Origin of the sequence: Campylobacter sp. 2014D-0259, from assembly GCF_008000505.1 — a bacterium.
GTDB lineage: Bacteria > Campylobacterota > Campylobacteria > Campylobacterales > Campylobacteraceae > Campylobacter_D > Campylobacter_D jejuni.
This window is the reverse complement of the sequence record NZ_VOAQ01000007.1, coordinates 152,062-169,880: the sequence shown is the minus strand read 5'-3', so window position 1 is coordinate 169,880 and position 17,819 is coordinate 152,062. Positions and strand designations below refer to the sequence as shown.

General features: G+C 31.3%; 16 protein-coding genes and 1 pseudogene. 3 read left to right on the top strand and 14 right to left on the bottom strand.

The genetic code is table 11. The annotated features are described in order from the left end of the window. The first annotated feature begins 1 nt into the window (after position 1). Positions 2-760, top strand: a complete 759-nt coding sequence (locus SR63_RS01710; protein ID WP_002877674.1) for a CTP:phosphoglutamine cytidylyltransferase — start codon at positions 2-4, stop codon at positions 758-760. Here SR63_RS01710 and SR63_RS01705 read toward each other — a convergent pair. The 4 genes from SR63_RS01705 to SR63_RS01690 are packed head-to-tail and all read right to left on the bottom strand — an operon-like array spanning position 753 to position 3,484. After that, the gene (locus SR63_RS01705) at positions 753-2,606 is read right to left on the bottom strand and encodes a primosomal protein N' (RefSeq protein WP_002877679.1); all 1,854 of its coding nucleotides are present in this window, start codon (positions 2,604-2,606) and stop codon (positions 753-755) included. The genes SR63_RS01710 and SR63_RS01705 overlap by 8 nt on opposite strands. Further along, complete coding sequence (locus SR63_RS01700; protein WP_002852324.1) at positions 2,588-3,025, bottom strand: prepilin-type N-terminal cleavage/methylation domain-containing protein; 438 nt, start codon at positions 3,023-3,025, stop codon at positions 2,588-2,590. The genes SR63_RS01705 and SR63_RS01700 overlap by 19 nt, the downstream gene beginning before the upstream one ends. Further along, positions 3,022-3,264, bottom strand: coding sequence for a hypothetical protein (locus SR63_RS01695; RefSeq protein ID WP_002854947.1), 243 nt, complete (start codon positions 3,262-3,264; stop codon positions 3,022-3,024). Before SR63_RS01695 ends, SR63_RS01700 begins: the two co-directional genes overlap by 4 nt. Next, complete coding sequence (locus tag SR63_RS01690) at positions 3,254-3,484, bottom strand: hypothetical protein (RefSeq protein ID WP_002852327.1); 231 nt, start codon at positions 3,482-3,484, stop codon at positions 3,254-3,256. Before SR63_RS01690 ends, SR63_RS01695 begins: the two co-directional genes overlap by 11 nt. Positions 3,485-3,637: 153 nt before the next feature. Between SR63_RS01690 and uvrB the strand changes: the two genes are divergently transcribed. Further along, on the top strand, positions 3,638-5,611 hold the full coding sequence (gene uvrB / locus SR63_RS01685) for an excinuclease ABC subunit UvrB (RefSeq protein WP_014516973.1): 1,974 nt from the start codon (positions 3,638-3,640) through the stop codon (positions 5,609-5,611). Here uvrB and SR63_RS01680 read toward each other — a convergent pair. The 10 genes and pseudogenes from SR63_RS01680 to SR63_RS01635 form a co-directional block, all read right to left on the bottom strand. Then, positions 5,606-7,537 (bottom strand): sensor histidine kinase, encoded by a 1,932-nt coding sequence (locus tag SR63_RS01680; protein ID WP_002877682.1) that lies wholly within the window; start codon positions 7,535-7,537, stop codon positions 5,606-5,608. The genes uvrB and SR63_RS01680 overlap by 6 nt on opposite strands. A 2-nt stretch (positions 7,538-7,539) precedes the next feature. After that, positions 7,540-8,148: a potassium-transporting ATPase subunit KdpC gene (gene kdpC, locus SR63_RS01675; RefSeq protein ID WP_002856979.1), complete on the bottom strand. Its 609-nt coding sequence runs from the start codon at positions 8,146-8,148 to the stop codon at positions 7,540-7,542. 1 nt (position 8,149) lies between these two features. Further along, positions 8,150-10,195, bottom strand: a complete 2,046-nt coding sequence (gene kdpB / locus SR63_RS01670) for a potassium-transporting ATPase subunit KdpB (RefSeq protein ID WP_002856841.1) — start codon at positions 10,193-10,195, stop codon at positions 8,150-8,152. A gap of 9 nt (positions 10,196-10,204) precedes the next feature. Continuing rightward, positions 10,205-11,896: a potassium-transporting ATPase subunit KdpA gene (gene kdpA, locus SR63_RS01665; RefSeq protein ID WP_002877685.1), complete on the bottom strand. Its 1,692-nt coding sequence runs from the start codon at positions 11,894-11,896 to the stop codon at positions 10,205-10,207. A gap of 9 nt (positions 11,897-11,905) precedes the next feature. Beyond that, positions 11,906-12,093, bottom strand: a pseudogene (kdpF, locus tag SR63_RS01660) (K(+)-transporting ATPase subunit F). A 141-nt stretch (positions 12,094-12,234) separates the two neighbouring features. Next, positions 12,235-13,659, bottom strand: a complete 1,425-nt coding sequence (locus SR63_RS01655) for an anaerobic C4-dicarboxylate transporter (RefSeq protein WP_002856715.1) — start codon at positions 13,657-13,659, stop codon at positions 12,235-12,237. 163 nt (positions 13,660-13,822) lie between these two features. After that, on the bottom strand, positions 13,823-15,073 hold the full coding sequence (locus SR63_RS01650) for an RNA polymerase factor sigma-54 (protein WP_002866521.1): 1,251 nt from the start codon (positions 15,071-15,073) through the stop codon (positions 13,823-13,825). After that, positions 15,073-15,801 carry an LPS export ABC transporter ATP-binding protein gene (gene lptB / locus SR63_RS01645; protein WP_002855252.1) on the bottom strand — a complete coding sequence of 243 codons (729 nt, stop codon included), beginning with the start codon at positions 15,799-15,801 and terminating at the stop codon, positions 15,073-15,075. Before lptB ends, SR63_RS01650 begins: the two co-directional genes overlap by 1 nt. Beyond that, positions 15,794-16,201: a tRNA (adenosine(37)-N6)-threonylcarbamoyltransferase complex ATPase subunit type 1 TsaE gene (gene tsaE / locus SR63_RS01640; RefSeq protein ID WP_002854905.1), complete on the bottom strand. Its 408-nt coding sequence runs from the start codon at positions 16,199-16,201 to the stop codon at positions 15,794-15,796. The genes lptB and tsaE overlap by 8 nt, the downstream gene beginning before the upstream one ends. After that, on the bottom strand, positions 16,198-16,443 hold the full coding sequence (locus SR63_RS01635) for an RNA-binding S4 domain-containing protein (protein WP_002860004.1): 246 nt from the start codon (positions 16,441-16,443) through the stop codon (positions 16,198-16,200). Before SR63_RS01635 ends, tsaE begins: the two co-directional genes overlap by 4 nt. A 154-nt stretch (positions 16,444-16,597) precedes the next feature. Here SR63_RS01635 and SR63_RS01630 point away from each other — a divergent pair, with 154 nt between their 5' ends. After that, positions 16,598-17,818 carry an argininosuccinate synthase gene (locus SR63_RS01630; RefSeq protein WP_002866519.1) on the top strand — a complete coding sequence of 407 codons (1,221 nt, stop codon included), beginning with the start codon at positions 16,598-16,600 and terminating at the stop codon, positions 17,816-17,818. Position 17,819 lies beyond the last annotated feature (1 nt).

The window sequence follows — 17,819 nt, the reverse complement described above, 5'->3', positions numbered from 1 at the left end:
TATGAATGCAATTATCTTAGCAGCAGGTTTTGGATCAAGGCTGATGCCTTTAACAAAAGATCAACCAAAGTGTATGGTTGAGTATAAGAATAAAAAAATAATAGATTATGAAATCGAAGCTTTAAAATCAGCAGGTATAAATGAAATAGCTGTTGTGGGTGGATATTTAAACGATGTGCTAAAAAATTATCTTAATAAATATGATATTGAGCATTTTTTTATTAATTCAAAATATGATAAAACCAATATGGTTCATACTTTTTTTTGCGCTAAAGATTTTATATTAAAATGCATCGAAGAAAAACAAGATTTGATTATTTCTTATGCGGATATTGTTTATTTTCAAGATTGCGTGCAAAAGCTTATAAATGCCAAAGAAGAACTTGCTATAGTAGTTGATAAGTCTTGGCGTAAGCTTTGGAACAAACGCTTTGCAAATCCTTTAGAAGATGCTGAAACATTAAAGATGACAAATGGTTATATTATAGAACTTGGAAAAAAAGCTAATGCCTATGATGAGATAGAAGCTCAATATATAGGACTTTTTAAATTTTCTTATCAATTTCTTTCTGAAGTTATTGCTTTTTATGAAATGCTTGACCGAGATATTTTATATGATAATAAAAATTTTGAAAATATGTATATGACAAGTTTTTTGCAGGCTTTGATTGAAAAATACAACAACGCAAAAGCAGTGGAAATTGATGGCAATTGGTGTGAAATTGATTTTATGAGTGATTTAAAAATTAATTTCATATAAAATCAATAGGATCAATATCCGCACTTACATTTTTAAATTGCAAAATATAATTTTCAATTGCCACTAAAGCTTTATAATTTTCACTTCTAAGTAATAAATAAAAACGATATTTTCCATGCAGCATTTCAACTCCACAAATTCCATAGCCTACTAATTCTACTTGTTTGATATTTTTAAATTGATAGGCAAGTTTTTCACAAAGTTTTTGTGCATTTTTTTGATCTTTATCTTCTATAAGAACTCTTAAAAGGCGTTTAAATGGAGGATAAAGATCTTTTCTATTTTCTAACTCATCTTTTAAAAAAGCATCATAATCCTCTATATACCTTTCAAAAAAAGCTCTATTTTTTGTTTGTAAAAGCACTCTTGCTTCGCCTTTACGCCCTGCCCTACCAGCAACTTGCATAGCTAAAGCTAAAGTTTCTTCACTCGCTCTAAAACTAGGACGCAACAAATACTCATCAAGCCCTAAAATCACACTCAAATCCACGCTATGATAATCATGCCCTTTAGCAAGCATAGAGGTGCCAATAAGTATATCGATCTTATTTTCATTAAAGTCTTTTAAAATAGTATTAAGCTTTTTAACGCTTGTGATTTCATCGCTATCAAATTTTGCTATTTTTGCTAAAGGCAAAGCATTTTGCAAAAGCTCTAAAAGTTCAGCAGTCCCCATTTTTCTAGCTTCTAACATTTCTCCTTTGCAACTTGGACAATTTTGCTCTATTAAAGAAGTATAATTACAATAATGACATTTTAAAACATTTTTCTTTTTATGCATACTCATGGCGATAGAACAAAAAGGACATTTTATCGTTTCTCCGCAATCCTTGCAAATGATTTGCCTAAAATTAGCCCTTGTAGGTAAAAACACTATAGCTTGTTTTTGATGTTTTAAACTTTTTTCTAATTCGCTTAAAAGCATAGGCGTTATACCAAGCTCATTTTCATCATATAAAAAATGTTTTTTGCTCTCAAAAAAAGTTCCTTTTAGTCTAAAACTTTTTTGTTTGTAAAAACTCGTCAAAGATGGGGTTGCAGAACCTAAAACCACTTTAATATTATTTTTTTGACCCAAAAAAAGCGCTAAATCTCTTGCATTGATAAAAGGCTGATTAGAAGCCTTATAAGAATTATCATGTTCTTCATCTACTACAATAAGTCCTAAATTTCTAAAAGGCAAAAACAAAGCCGATCTTGCACCCGCTACTAAAAGTACTTCTCCCTTGCAAAAACGCTCTAAATATTCTTGCTTTTTTTTCTTTGAAATTTTAGAATGCCACAGGAAAAAATTATCCTTAAAATACACTTCTAAACGCTTTTTCATTTGTGGAGTAAGTGCGATTTCTGGCATTAAAAGTAAAGCTTGCTTACCCTGTTCTAAACACTCTTTTATCAAAGAAATATAAATTTCAGTCTTGCCACTACCTGTATCAGCAAAAAGTAAGGAATTATTTTCTTTTTGAAGAAAACTTAAGGCATTTTGTTGTTGATTGCTTAGCTTAGGGGTATCTTTAAAAAACATTTTTTGACATTCATATTTAGGACTGGTTTCAAAAAAGCCCAAAACAAAACCAAGTTTTGAAGCATAATAATAAACAATAAAATTTGCCAATTCAAATTGCAAAGGAGTTAAAAAATACTTTGTAATTTCTTTAATTTCTACGGTTTTAAAATCAGGTTTTTGACATTCTTTAAGCACGATAGCTTTAAGGTTTTTTTTAGTTTTTAAATCCACTAATACTTGTGTTAAAGGTTTGATTTCATCAAAACTATGAAAAGTTAAATTATCCAAATACAAACCACAAATTGCAAGTTCATAATATCTTATATCAGATCTTTGCATCTAGAACTTCCTATACACTTTAACAAGCCTTCTTTAGAATCATAAATAAATTCAACCATCTCTTTGGCGTTTAATGCAAATCTATAGTGATTTTTACCTATTTTTATCCAAGATTTAAAATCAGAATAAATAGGTGTATCAAGCAAAGAATAATCACAATCATTTAAACAATAAAAGAGTTTTTCTTTGGCTTGATTGTTTTGCGCATTATCTAAAATTTCTGGAAAATTTAAATTTTTAAGTCTCATTTGACTACGCATTAAAGCAAGAGCTGAGCTTAGCATTTCATAGTCCATTTTTAATTTTAAAATTTTAACCTCATCTTTTGTAGTATTGATAAAAGATAAAGATAAGCTTGATAAAATTCCCAAAATCAAAATCACAAAAACAAGCTCAAGCAGAGTAAAAGCTTTATTCATTTTGTCGGGAGTTCTTCATTGATTGCTTTTATTAGTTTCTTAAGTTCTCTTTCTAAAATATAATTTTCATAACTTTTTTTAACAAACGCATCTACAAAGCGTTTAAGTTCTATTTTTTTAGTACCGCCAGAAATCAAAGCGATATCATCTTCTAAAAAATTTGCAAATTCTTCACTGCACTTAACAATGAAATCTTTTGCATTGACATTAACAATGACTTGTTTTAGATTATCTGCCAAGAACAGCCTCTATTTTCTTGTAAATATCTTCGCTTTCTATATTGCGAGATTTAAGTTCTTCTTCTAAACGCATGATTTGATTACTTTTCGCTTCATTTTGTGCTTTAACGCTTACAAGCTCATTTCTTAAAGCCTCATTGGCTTCGCAAACTTCGTTATACTTTTCAATTAATTCATTTACTTTATCTGTCATAGTATTGATTATTTTTTCATCAAACATATTTTTGCCTTCTTAAGAAATTTGTAATTTATGGAAAATATTATTTGATATTGTAGCAGAAAAAAATTTAAATTTAGGTTTTTATTGTCAATTAATTTTTAATTAAAGCATTTTCTTTTAAAATTTTTTCAAAAATAAAAATAAAGTAGAAAAATGTTAGAACTTACCAGCGAATTTAAACCCAGTCCCGATCAACAAGAAGCCATAAAAGGCATAGTAAAAAGTATAAAAAAAGGCAACAAATATCAAACCTTACTAGGCGTTACAGGAAGTGGAAAAACCTTTACCATGGCAAATGTCATTAAAGAACTTAATATACCCACTCTTATCATGAGTCACAACAAAAGCCTTTGTGCACAACTTTATAGTGAATTTAAAGGCTTTTTTTCTAAAAATCATGTAGAATATTTTATATCTTATTATGATTATTATCAACCTGAAGCCTATATCCCACGCACTGATGTTTTCATAGAAAAAGACAGCTCGACCAATGAAGACTTAGAGCGTTTAAGACTGAGTACTACTGCTTCTCTTTTAAGTTATGAAGATGTAGTTTGCATAGCTAGTGTTTCAGCAAATTATGGACTTGGTAATCCAAATGAATACATAGGCATGGTTTTAATCTTTGAACTAGGTATGCAAATTTCACAAAAAGAACTTTTAAAAAAACTTGTAGATATGGGTTATAAAAGAAATGATAATTTTTTTGATCGTGCAGATTTTAGAGTTCAAGGAGATATTATAGACATTTATCCAGCTTATTATGAAGATGAAGTAGTAAGACTTGAATTTTTTGGCGATGAGCTTGATGCTATGTATCATTACAATGTTTTAGAAAATAAAAAAGGTAAAGATTTAAAACGCTTCATACTCTATCCTACAAGCCAGTTTAGCGTGGGCGAAACAAGATTAAAACAAGCGATAAAAGACATAAAAGCAGAACTTAACGAACGCCTTGCTTATTTTGAGCATGAAAATAAACTCGTAGAATATCAACGCCTTAAACAAAGGGTTGAATTTGATCTTGAGATGCTTACAAGCACAGGAATGTGTAAAGGCGTTGAAAATTATGCAAGGCATTTAACAGGGCTTAAAGAAGGTGATACTCCTTATACGCTTTTTGATTATTTTGCGATTAAAGATAGAAAATTTCTTGTTATAGTCGATGAAAGCCATGTATCTTTACCGCAATTTAGAGGTATGTTTGCAGGAGATAGAAGCAGAAAGCAAACCTTAGTGGATTATGGTTTTCGTTTGCCTTCAGCCTTGGATAATCGTCCTTTAATGTTTGATGAATTTATCCATAAAAATTGTCAATTTCTTTTTGTTTCAGCTACACCTGCACCTTTAGAACTTGAACTTAGCAAAGAAAACATCTTTCATCAAATCATGCGTCCTACAGGACTGCTTGATCCTTTAATAGAATTAAAAGATAGTGATAATCAGGTTGAAATTTTATTTGATGAGGCTAAAAAAGTCATACAAAGAAACGAACGGGTTTTAGTAACCGTGCTAACTAAAAAACTCGCTGAAGAACTTACAAGGTATTATTTAGAGCTTGGTATAAAAGTCAAATACATGCACTCAGACATCGATGCTATAGAACGCAATGAAATCATAAGAGGTTTAAGAAGCGGTGCTTTTGATATGCTAATTGGCATTAACTTACTTAGAGAAGGACTTGATTTGCCTGAAGTTTCACTCATTGCCATTATGGATGCAGATAAGGAAGGCTTTTTAAGAAGCACTACAAGTTTAATCCAAACCATGGGAAGAGCAGCTAGAAATGTCAATGGCAAGGTTTTGCTTTTTTGCAAAAAAATCACAAAATCCATGCAAGAAGCTATGGATACCACCAATGAACGCCGCAAACTTCAAATGGCTTATAATAAAAAATACAATATTACCCCAACTTCAGTCAAACGCCATATTGAAGAGAGTTTGAAAAATGAAGAGGATTTAGGCGAAATTTATCGCAAAGGTAAAAAACTAGAAAAAATGCCTGCTAGCGAAAGAGCAAAACTTGTCAAAGAATTAAGAAAGCAAATGCTTGAAGCAGCAAAAGCACTTGAGTTTGAAAAAGCTGCCGCAATTAGAGATGAGATTAATAAATTAAGGGATTTATAATAAAAATATATCCCTTGTTCTAACTCCTGCCTCATTAAGTAAAGCACTTAAAATTTCATACTGAAAGTCTTGCAAGGGACGTTTTTCTTTTAAAACTATACCTATGACCCCTTTAGTTTTTTCCCCATCTTCTATAGGTAAATACATAGCATTAGCATTAGGCAGGGTATTTGTACAAACACCTGCTCTTTCTTTATTTGTTGCAACCCATTGAGCAATAGCAATCTCATCAGCACTAAAACAATTTTTTAACATTTGCTTATCATCGTTAAAAAACAACAAAGGTTTCGATAAAATATTGTTTTTATTTATAGGATAAATAATAATAGGTAAATTTAATAATTTTAAAGCTTGATTTCCAAGTTGTTCCCAAAGCTCTTGTTTGCTTTTCACTCTTGCTAACTTTTCACTATTTTCAAGCAAAATAGCCGTTCTATAAGCTCTTTTAGTGAGTTCTTTAGATTGCAATTTTAATCTTCTAGTAAAAACAGCTGTTAAAAATCCAACTATAAACATAGTTGTAAAAGTAATAATATTTCCACTATCATGAACTTTAAGACTAAAAATAGGTTCTAAAAAGAAAAAATTATAAATCAAAACACTTACCAAAGAAGAATAAAAGGCGAAAATTTTATTATCAGAAATAAAAGAAGAAGCAAAAACTGCTAAAATAAAAATCATAACTATATTACTTGGCTGAGTATTAAATTTATGAAATACAAAAGCTATAAAAGTTGCTAAAAGCAAAACTCCTGTGATTTTTAAAAAACCTAAAAAATCAAAACCTTTTTTACTTCGTATTTTAGGAGTAGAAATTTGATTTTCATTAACAAGATATAAATCAATATTAGGTGCTTTTTTAGCAACAGCTTCAAAAATCTCTTCTTTAAACTTTTTTTTATCTTTATTTTTACCTAAAACAATTTTAGAAACATTGCTAAGGCTTGAATACTCTGCAATTTGTCTTGCTATATCATCATCATATACGCTAATGATTTCAGCATCAAAACTTTTAGCTAGTTCTATATTTTCTTCTAAGGCTTTTTCTTCTTTAATATTGGGATTTTTTATATAAAGCGCACTCAATTTAGCATGAAAAGCTAAAGCAAGTCTTGCAGCTGCACGAATAACCTTTGCATTTGAAGCATTAATACAAACTAAAATATGCTCTCCAGTATGATAAGCTAAATCATCATTAATAAGCCTTTGTTCACTTGCTCTTAAATTCACTCTTGAAGCAAGTCTTCTTAAGGCAATCTCACGCAAAGCTATAAGTCTTTCTTGACGAAAGAAATTTTCAAGTGCTAGTTTAGCTTGTTTTTCCTTATAAATTTTACCATCTTGCATTCTTTTTAAAAGCTTATTAGGTTCAATATCAACAAGTTCAACCTGATCAGCCTCATCAAAAATACGATCAGGAATACGCTCTTTAACTTCTATCTTACTGATATTAGCGACTAAATCATTTAAACTTTCTAAATGTTGTATATTTAAAGTAGTATAAACATCAATCCCTGCTTTTAGAAGTTCTTCTATATCTTGAAAACGCTTTTCATTACGCAACCCTTTAGCATTAGTGTGTGCAAGCTCATCTACTAAAACCAAAGCAGGTTTTCTCTTAAGGGTAGCGTCTAAATCAAATTCTTTTAATACTATATTTTTATAAGGAATTTCAAGATTAGCTATACTTTCAAAACCTTGTGTTAAAGCCATTGTTTCAGGTCTATCGTGAGGCTCTATATAGCCTAAAACAACATCAACTCCATTATCCCTTAAAGTTCTAGCTTCACTTAACATAGCATAAGTTTTTCCAGAACCTGCAGCATAACCTAAGAAGATTTTTAATTTTGCAAGTTTGTTTTTTTCTTCTTCCTTGGCTTTAACCTCAAGTTTTTTAAGAATTTGTTCAGGACTTTGTCTTTGCATGTTTATTCTTTTTTCATGGCTTTAGCAATAGCTATATTAACAGCTAAAACATTAACCTTTTCTTCCCCAAAAATCCCTAAAAATTTAGACTCGGTATTTTCTTGAATGATTTTTTCTAGTTCTTCTTTGGTAATTTTTGAAGATTGACTTATCCTAGGAATTTGCACTAGGGCTGCTTGAAGACTGATATGAGGATCAAGTCCTGATCCCGAAGCACTTAACAAATCCAAAGGAATTTGTTCTTTTGTAATTTGCGGATTCTCATCTAAAAATTTTTGCAAATCTTTTTGCACACGCTCTTTTAAAGCAGGATTTGACATAGCATAATTAAATCCACCTGAACTTACACTGCTTTCATTTGTATCACTTGTATTGTAATTTGATACAGATGCTCTTGAATGTAGAAAATAAGGCTTATTAAAATCTTGACCCAAAAGCTTTGAACCTACCGCTTTGCTTATATCCAAAGTCGGACGACCTTCTTTATCCACTAAACTTCCACTTGATTGATAAGGAAAAATAAATTTTGCAACCGTATTTAAAGCAAAAGGATAAATAAGAGTACACAATATTAGCATTACCACAAAAAAACTAAGCAAAGTTCTAAGCATATCACACTCCTAAAATTCTAAGTATCCAAGCTGTAGGAATATCAATTATTTTTATCCCTATAAAAGGTGCTATCATACCACCTAAACCATAAATACTCAAATTTCTTAAAAGCAAATGCTCACTTTTCATAGGCTTAAATTTAACTCCACGCATAGCAATAGGTATGAGCAAAGGTATAATAATAGCATTAAAAATAAGTGCTGATAAAATAGCGCTTTGCGGGGTAGCCAAATGCATAATATTTAAAATTTGCATTTGAGGTAAAACCACACTAAACATAGCAGGTAAAATAGTAAAATACTTAGCAATATCATTTGCCATACTAAAAGTTGTAAGACTGCCTCTAGTAATAAGCAAACCTTTTCCTATTTCAACCACTTCTAAAATTTTAGTAGGATTAGAATCAAGATCTATCATATTGGCTGCTTCTTTGGCCGCCTGAGTTCCTGAGTTCATAGCTATACCTACATCAGCTTGTGCAAGAGCCGGAGCATCATTGGTTCCATCTCCTGTCATGGCTACTATCTTACCTTGAGCTTGTTCTTTTTTAATGGCTTCTATTTTATCTTCAGGCTTGCATTCTGCTATAAATCCATCAAGCCCTGCTTCTTTAGCTATAGTAGCTGCTGTTAAAGGATTGTCTCCAGTACACATTAAAGTTTTTATGCCCATTTTTCTAAGCTCATCAAAGCGCTCTTTAAGTCCTGGTTTTACTGTATCCTTTAGATAAATCACTCCTAAAATTTTTTCATTTTTACACACTACCAAAGGAGTGCCACCAAGATTTGAAATTTCCATTACCTTAGTTTCTAAATCGCTAGGAATTTTTCCATTCATTTCGCTTATATAAGCTCTTATAGCATCAAAAGCACCTTTGCGAATTTTTGTATTATCTTGTAAATCCACACCACTCATTCTATTTTGAGCGCTAAATTCGATAAATTCTTTAATATCATTACCTTCTAATTCATAACCCATTTTTTGAGCCAATGCAACTATGCTTTTACCTTCTGGAGTTTCATCTTTTAAAGAGGATAAAACACAAGCTTTAATCATTTCTTCTTTACTTATACCTTGGACTTCATAAAATTCATTTGCCAAACGGTTTCCAAAAGTAATCGTTCCTGTTTTATCCAAAATCATAGTATCAACATCACCACAACTTTCAACAGCCTTGCCTGAAAGTGCGATCACATTAAAACGCGTTACCCTATCCATACCTGCTATTCCTATAGCTGATAAAAGCCCCCCTATAGTTGTAGGAATAAGACATACAAGCAATGCTACTAACCACGAAATAGGCAAACTCACGCCTAAAAATTGCATAAAAGGATATAAACTTACAACCACCACCAAAAAACTCAAACTAAGAACAATTAAAAGAGTATTAAGAGCAATTTCATTTGGAGTTTTTTGACGCGCAGCACCTTCTACAAGATTGATCATTTTATCTAAAAAACTTTCCCCAGCTCCAACTAAAATTTTAATCTTTAAAAAATCAGTTAAAACCGTAGTCCCACCTGTAACAGAAGAAAAATCACCGCCCGCTTCACGCATAACAGGAGCACTTTCACCTGTAATAGCTGATTCATCAACACTTGCAGCACCTTCTATAATTTCTCCATCATTAGGTATAAGTTCACCTGCTTTAACTAAAACTATATCACCTATTTTTAACTCGCTAGAATTAAGCATTTCTTCACTGCCATCACTTTTTATGCGTCTAGCTTTAGAATCCTTTTTGCTTTGTCTTAAGGTAGCTGCTTGGGCTTTACCCCTTCCTTCTGCAATACTTTCTGCAAAATTTGCAAAAAGCAAGGTTATAAATAAAATAAAAGTGATTAAGATGTTATAAATTCTTTCATCAGAATTTCCATTAAACAAAGTAGGAAAAATACTTAAAATCAAAGTAAGAATCAATCCAACTTCCACCATAAACATAACAGGATTTTTTACCATAAAGCGTGGATCAAATTTTAAAAATGCTCCTTTTATGGCATTATTTAAAATTTCTTTTGTAATGAGTTTATTTTGTTTTTTAGACATTGACTCTCCTTAATGCCATAAAGATAAATATTCTGCAACGCTTGATAAAGTAAGCACTGGAAAAAAAGTAAGTGCAGTAAAAATATATATAATACAAACAAGCACAAACATAAAAGTTAAATTATCCGTTTTTAAAGAATTTGCAGTATTTTCTTGTGTATTTTTAGCCAAAAGCGATCCAGCTATAGCAAGCTGAGCTATTAAAACCAAATAACGCCCACAAAACATAGCAAAAGCTGTACTTAAATTCCAAAATAAATTATCATCTTTTAAACCTTCAAGTCCTGAACCATTATTTGCTGCCGAAGAACTAAATTCATATAAAATTTGAGCCAAGCCATGAAAGCTAGGATTGCTTATACTATCTTTTGCAAAAACAACAGCTAATGCACTTAAAACAAGGATTAATAAAGGATGGATAAGAATTACCAAAGCTATAAGCTTCATTTGTGCGCTTTCTATTTTTTTACCCAAGAATTCTGGAGTTCTGCCTATCATTAATGCACAAATAAACACGGTTAAAAGCACATAAATAATCATATTCATAAGCCCTACTCCTTCGCCACCAAAAGCCACATTTAACATCATATTTAGCAAAGTAGCACTGATGCTTAAAGGATTTAAACTATCGTGCATATTATTGACGCTTCCTGTAGTAAAAGCAGTAGTTACAGCACTAAATAAACTCGAACCATCTGTGCCAAATCTTATTTCTTTACCTTCTAAATTTCCCAAATTTGCATTTAAACCCAAAGAATCCAAATTTGGATTTGACATTTTTTCGCTAAAATAAATTAAAAGCAAAGAAATGATAAAAATAATCCCCATTGCACCAAAAATAACTCCCCCTTCTTTTCCCATAAGAGCAAAACCTTGTCTTTCTTTTCTATGATAAACCATCAATCCAAAAGCTACAACACAGGCACTAGGAATAAGCATCATGGATAAAATTTGTAAAAAATTTGTAAGTGAAGTAGGATTTTCAAAAGGCATGCTTGAATTAGCACCAAAAAAACCACCCCCATTTGTCCCTAAATGTTTTATAGACTCAAGAGCTGCAACAGGACCTGTGGCAATGCTTTGAAATTTATTTTCTAAAGTAAGCACGCTAAAATTTGCGTGATAGTTTTGCACCACGCCTTCAGAGATAAAAATTACAGCCAAAATAAAACTTAAAGGCAACATCAAACGCGTAATAATACGCGTAAAATCTTCATAAAAATTTCCCATTTGCATACCACATAAAGCACGACAAAAAGCCATACAAGCAGAATATCCACTTGCACTTGAAACAAACATAGCAAGTAAAATGCCTGTATTTTGGGAAAGCAAACTTAAAGCACTCTCTCCACTATAATGCTGAAGGTTTGTATTTGTAATAAAACTAATTACAGTATTTAAATTCAAATCCCCTTTCATAGAATTTATCAAATTGGGATTTAAAAAAAGTTTATCTTGCAAATAAAAAATCACGAAAGAAAAAATAGCCACTAAGGCATTAAAAGCAATTAAATGCAAAGAATATTTTTGCCAAGTCATATTTTTTCTATCAATTGCACAAATTTTATAAATTAAGTTATCAATTGGATTAAAAATAAAATCAAAAATAGTTTTTTTACAGCTTGCAATTTTATAAAGATAATTTCCAAAAATTAAAGCCAATATAAAAGCTATAATCAGTGTTATTAAAATTTCTAGCATATTTTTCCTTTAAAATTTTTCAGGATATAATAGAGCATAAAATAAATAAAGAGCAAGTATTAAGCTTAAAACTAGTAAAAATATCATCCGCGTGTCCTAGTTTGAACTTCACAAAAACGGATAAAAAACCATAAACTACCAAAAGCTAAAAGCAGAAGCAAAGCAAAGATAACATCCATAGGATAGCCCTTTCTCATTGATTCAAAATAGGATTTATTCTATCCTTGTTAAGCTTATATTTTGATTAATACTAATTTTATGATTTATTTATAATTTTTATCTATATTAAATAAAAAGACAAATGAAAAATTTAGCAGGAAAAATCCTGCTAAAAATTGTTAAAGATAACCCGCTGCCATAGCAATAAAATATCCTGCTATACAAGAAGTGATTACACCTATAAGACCTGGTAAAATAAAACTATGATTGATAACAAATTTACCGATGTGAGTAGTACCTGATCTATCAAATTGTATAGTAGCTAAATCGCTTGGATAAGTTGGTAAAATATAATACCCATAACAAGCAGCCGCAAAGGCAACAATTACACCAGGTTCAACACCAATTCCTAAAGCCAAAGGAACAAAAGCTGAAATAGCCGCTGCTTGAGAGTTTACAAATTTTGAAATTAAAAGAAGCATTACAGCATAAGTCCAAGGATGCTCTTTTACTATATCTCCAAGCGCTGCTTTCATCATAGGAGTGTGAACTGCAAACATAGTATCAGCCATCCAAGAAATTCCAAAAACCGCAACAAGTGCTATCATACCTGATTTAAAAATTTCATTAGAGCCGATTTTCTTTGCATCTGTTTTAGTAAAGATGATAATCAAAGAACCTGCTAAAAGCATAAACATCTGAATAACTGAAACCATGGATAAAACATCCATTTTAGGATTGCCTAAAGCATCTACTTGAGGAATGCCATTTTTTACAACTTGCCCCCAGTTTGGACGCAAGAAATCAAATACACCTAATAAAGCCACTAAAGCAATAGCTCCTAAGAAAATCCACATTGCAACCCAATTGCTTTTTGGAAGTTTAACACCTAAAAGTGTTTTAGAATCCCCATAAACATATTTTTTAAATTCAGGATCTTTAAGTTTTTCTTGAAATACTTCATCTTTATCCAAATCTTTTCCTCTAAACCAAGAAAAAATTCCTATACACAATACACCAAATAATGTACTAGGTATGGTAATTTGAAGAAGATTAATATAACCATCAAAACCTGCTAATTTATGATTAGCATTTAAAAGCAAAGCAGTCAAACTCACAACAGCCACAGATACAGGAGATGCAATAATACCCATTTGTGATGATATAGAAGCTGCCGCCATTGGACGCTCAGGACGAATACCGTTTTTAATCGCTATATCATAAATAATAGGCATAATAGTATAAACCACATGTCCTGTTCCGCAAAGTATGGTCAAAAAGCAGGTTACAAAAGGCGCTAATATTGTCAAAAACTTAGGATTGCGTCTTAAAATTCTTTCTGCTATTTGAAGCATAACATCCAAACCACCACTTGCTTGCAAAGTTGCACTCGCAACCACTACCGCTAAAATCGTAAGCATAACATCTATGGCTGGTTTTCCAGGCTTTATATGAAAAGCAAATACAAGCATTAAAATACCTATACCACCAAGTAAACCAAGCGCTATGCCGCCTTTTTTTGCACCGTAAAAAAGACAAATTAAAACGATAATGATTTGGATTGCAAATTGCCCTCCCTCACTAAGGCTTGTTAAAAAGTCCATTTTAACTCCTTTGAAAATTGATATTTAAAAACAGTTATTATTGTATCACATTTTTAAATTAAAGAATAATATTTCTAAAAATAAAACAATAATTTTTTATATTATTTAAATTAAATTTAAATATAAAACAAAAGTGTAATGGGTTTGATAGATTGATAGAATTTTATCCTTCAAGTTCATATAATTTTTTTCTATCTGTAGAGCTTGCTATATTAAGATGTTTGCGATATTTTGTAATAGTTCTTCGCCCTATATCGACTTTAAATTCTTCTTTGATTAATTCTAAAATTTTACTATCGCTTAAAGGTTTATTGCGATCTTCATTCTTTACTAAATTTGCCACAAATTCTTTAACACCTACATTTGAAGTCTCTCCCTCTTCATCAAGAGCAAAAGCAAAAAAATCACGCAAGGGGATAAGTCCTCTTTCACAACTTAAATATTTATTTGCCACAGCTCTTGATATAGTCGAAGCATTGCGTTCTAAATCAAGTGCTAAATCCTTAAAAGTCATAGGTTTTATCTCTTTTCCCATGAAAAAATCATATTGATATTCTACTATCATAAGCCCTATTTTATAAAGAGTAGCTTTTCTCATCGCTAAAGCATCAACTAAATTTTTTGCTTCTTTGATGTAATGACTTAAAAAATCATGCTCTAAACCATCAGTTTGGATTGAAATTTCAGGATAATAATCATCATTGATTTTTACTTTAATTTCACCATTTTCTTTATAAACAAAAATATCAGGAACAATTATACGAGAATCTTCAAAATATTCCAAAAAAGGGGGAGTGCTAAAGCGCTTAAGTACAGCTAATGCTTCTTTATATAAAGGCTCTTTGGTATAGTTTTGTATATTTTCAAAATCCATAATTAACATTCTACAAAACTCATCAATATCTTCATCTAATTCCATATTTTCAAGAGCAAATAAAAATGCTTCTTTATAATCTTTAGCTCCCACTCCTACAGGATCTAAAAATTTAAATCTTGCTCTTACTCGCTCAATTTCTTCTAAGGAATACTCTTTTAAAAATTCTTCATCGTATTCAAAATATCCTTCCTCATTTAAGCATTCTATAATTTTTTTTGCAAGTTCTTGAGATTTGTTTGTAGGAAATAAAGGAGGAAGAATCTGTTCATTTAAAAGCTCATAAACACTTTTTTTGGCAAGTCCTTTACTATCCACAAAAGCCGAATTTATATTATGTTTATAAAATGAATCAAAATAATTCTTACCCTTATCATGAGTTTGTATCGAATCTTGAACATTTAAGAAAGGATTATCCTCAGCAAATTTATCTAAATTTTCTTTTAAATCCTCTATATTTGCTTGTAAAATCGGCAACCAAGAGCGTAAAGTTTGAGAAATTTTAGTCTTGGGCGCTTGGGTGATTTTTTGCTTTAACATCAATCAAGGAGTTTAAACTCCGCTCCTAAATAATACTTTTTCACGTCTTTATTGGTTGCAATTTCATCAGCATTCCCACTAGCAAGCAAAGAACCTGATCTTATAACATAAGCTCTATCACAAATAGCCAAAGTCTCACGCACATTATGATCGGTAATTAAAACCCCAATCCCCAATCTTTTAAGCTCTTTAATTAAAGTTTGAATTTCAGCCACTGCTATAGGATCAACACCTGCAAAAGGCTCATCAAGAAGTAAAAACTTAGGTTCGCACATCAAGCTTCTAGCGATCTCGCAACGCCTTCTTTCACCTCCACTTAAACTTAAACCTTTCCTTAAACGAATAGGCTCTATACTTAAGAGTTCAAGCATTTGCTCAACTTTATCATGTAAAATTTTTTTATCTTTATAAAAAATCTGAGCCGCTAAAAGCAGGTTATCTTCTACGCTTAAATCCTTAAAAATACTACTTTCTTGAGGTAAATAACCTATCCCTGATCTAGCTCTTTTATTTAAAGGATCTTTTGTCACATCTAAACCATCTAAAAGAACTTTTCCACTACTTGGGGAAATAAGTCCACATATCATATAAAAAGTTGTCGTTTTTCCTGCACCATTTGGCCCTAAAAGTCCTACAACTTCTCCGCTATTAACCTCTAAAGAAATTCCATGTATAATCTTAGTTTTTTTAATAATTTTTTCTAAATTTACAATTTCTAATTTACTCATAAATTTCATACTTTCTTTTGTCGTCTTTAATGCTAATTTTAATCTGGATAGTAGAAATTCCAAATTTCATTAAAGTTTTTTTCAAATTTTCACCGCCCCATTCAACCAAATGCAAACCTTTTTCAAAAAAATTTTCAAATAAACCATTCGCTAAAAGTCCTTCTAAACCTTCTTGATAAATATCATAATGATAAATGCAAATATCATGATTTTCATATTTTTGCATAGTGGAAAAAGTTGGAGAATCTACCCTTGCATCAAGACCAAGAAATTTAACCCAAGCTTGTACTAAGCTTGTTTTTCCGCTAGCCAAATCTCCTTGAAGCAAAACAACACCTTCTTTAGGCATTATTTGAAGCATCGTTTTGATCTCATCTTTTGCTAAAATAAATTCTTTCATAATTTTACCACATATTCATTTTGTGCGTTTTTAGGAATGCTTTTCGTGCTAGGTATAGCTAGGACTTTATATTTTTGAGTGTATTCAGTAAAATGCAAAGTGATGATATCACCCACCTTAACCTCTTTACTCGCCTTAACAATAACGCCATTAATCCCCACTACACCACTTTTACACATATCCTCAGAAATAGCTCTTCTTTTCGTGATATTAACTACATTTAAAAATTTATCTACTCTCATAAAAGCAATTTTAGCAAAAAAAATCAATTTTTAGAACAAAATTTGCTTACGCCTTTGCTTTATTTTTTAAGAAAATAGCAAGTAAAAACTTTTCTTTAATGAAATTTGGATACAATTTTACAATTTTCAAATCTATTTTAACAAAGGATATCTTATGAAAAATGAAGTAAAAAAAGTAGTTTTAGCGTATTCTGGAGGGCTTGATACGAGCATCATTTTAAAATGGCTTCAAGATGAGTATAATTGTGAAGTTGTAACTTTTACAGCAGATATTGGTCAAGGTGAAGAACTCGAACCTGCAAGAAAAAAAGCCCTTTCTTTAGGCATAAAAGAAGAAAATATTTTCATTAAAGATTTAAGAGATGAATTTGTTAAAGATTATGTATTTCCTATGTTTAGAGCCAATGCGATTTATGAAGGAGAATATCTTTTAGGAACAAGTATAGCAAGACCACTTATAGCAAAAACTCAAGCACAAATCGCCCTGCAAACAGGTGCTGATGCGGTAAGCCATGGCGCCACAGGTAAAGGAAATGATCAAGTGCGTTTTGAACTTGGTTATCTTGCTTTTAATCCCGATTTAAAAATCATCGCTCCATGGCGTGAGTGGGATTTAAACAGTCGTGAAAAACTTCTTGCTTATGCGCAAAAACACGGTATTGATATTTCTAAGAAAAAAGGAAAATCCCCTTATTCTATGGACGCAAATTTACTTCATATTTCTTACGAAGGACTTGTTTTAGAAGATCCTGCACACGCACCTGAAGAAGATATGTGGAGATGGAGTAAAAGCCCAAAAGACGCTCCAAATGAAAGTGAAATTATAGAACTTGATTTCCAAAAAGGAGATTTAGTAGCGATAAATGGAGAAAAACTAAGTCCCGCAGGACTTTTAACCAAACTTAACGAACTAGGCTGCAAACACGGTATAGGACGCCTTGATATAGTAGAAAATCGCTATGTAGGCATGAAAAGCCGTGGTTGTTACGAAACTCCAGGCGGTACTATACTTTTAAAAGCACACAGAGCACTTGAAAGCATCACGCTTGATAGAGAAGCAGCGCACTTAAAAGATGAACTCATGCCAAAATACGCAAGTTTAATTTATAATGGCTATTGGTTCTCGCCTGAAAGAATGATGCTTCAAGCCTTAATCGACGAGTCACAAATTCATGCCAATGGCAGAGTAAAACTCGAGCTTTACAAAGGCAATGTGATGATTATAGGACGCGAAAGTGCAAATGATAGCTTGTTTAACGCAGCTTATTGTACTTTTGAAGAAGATGAAGTGTATAATCAAAAAGACGCAGCAGGCTTTATCAAGCTTAATGCTTTGCGTTTTATCATCGCAGGAAAAAATGGAAGAAAATTTTAAT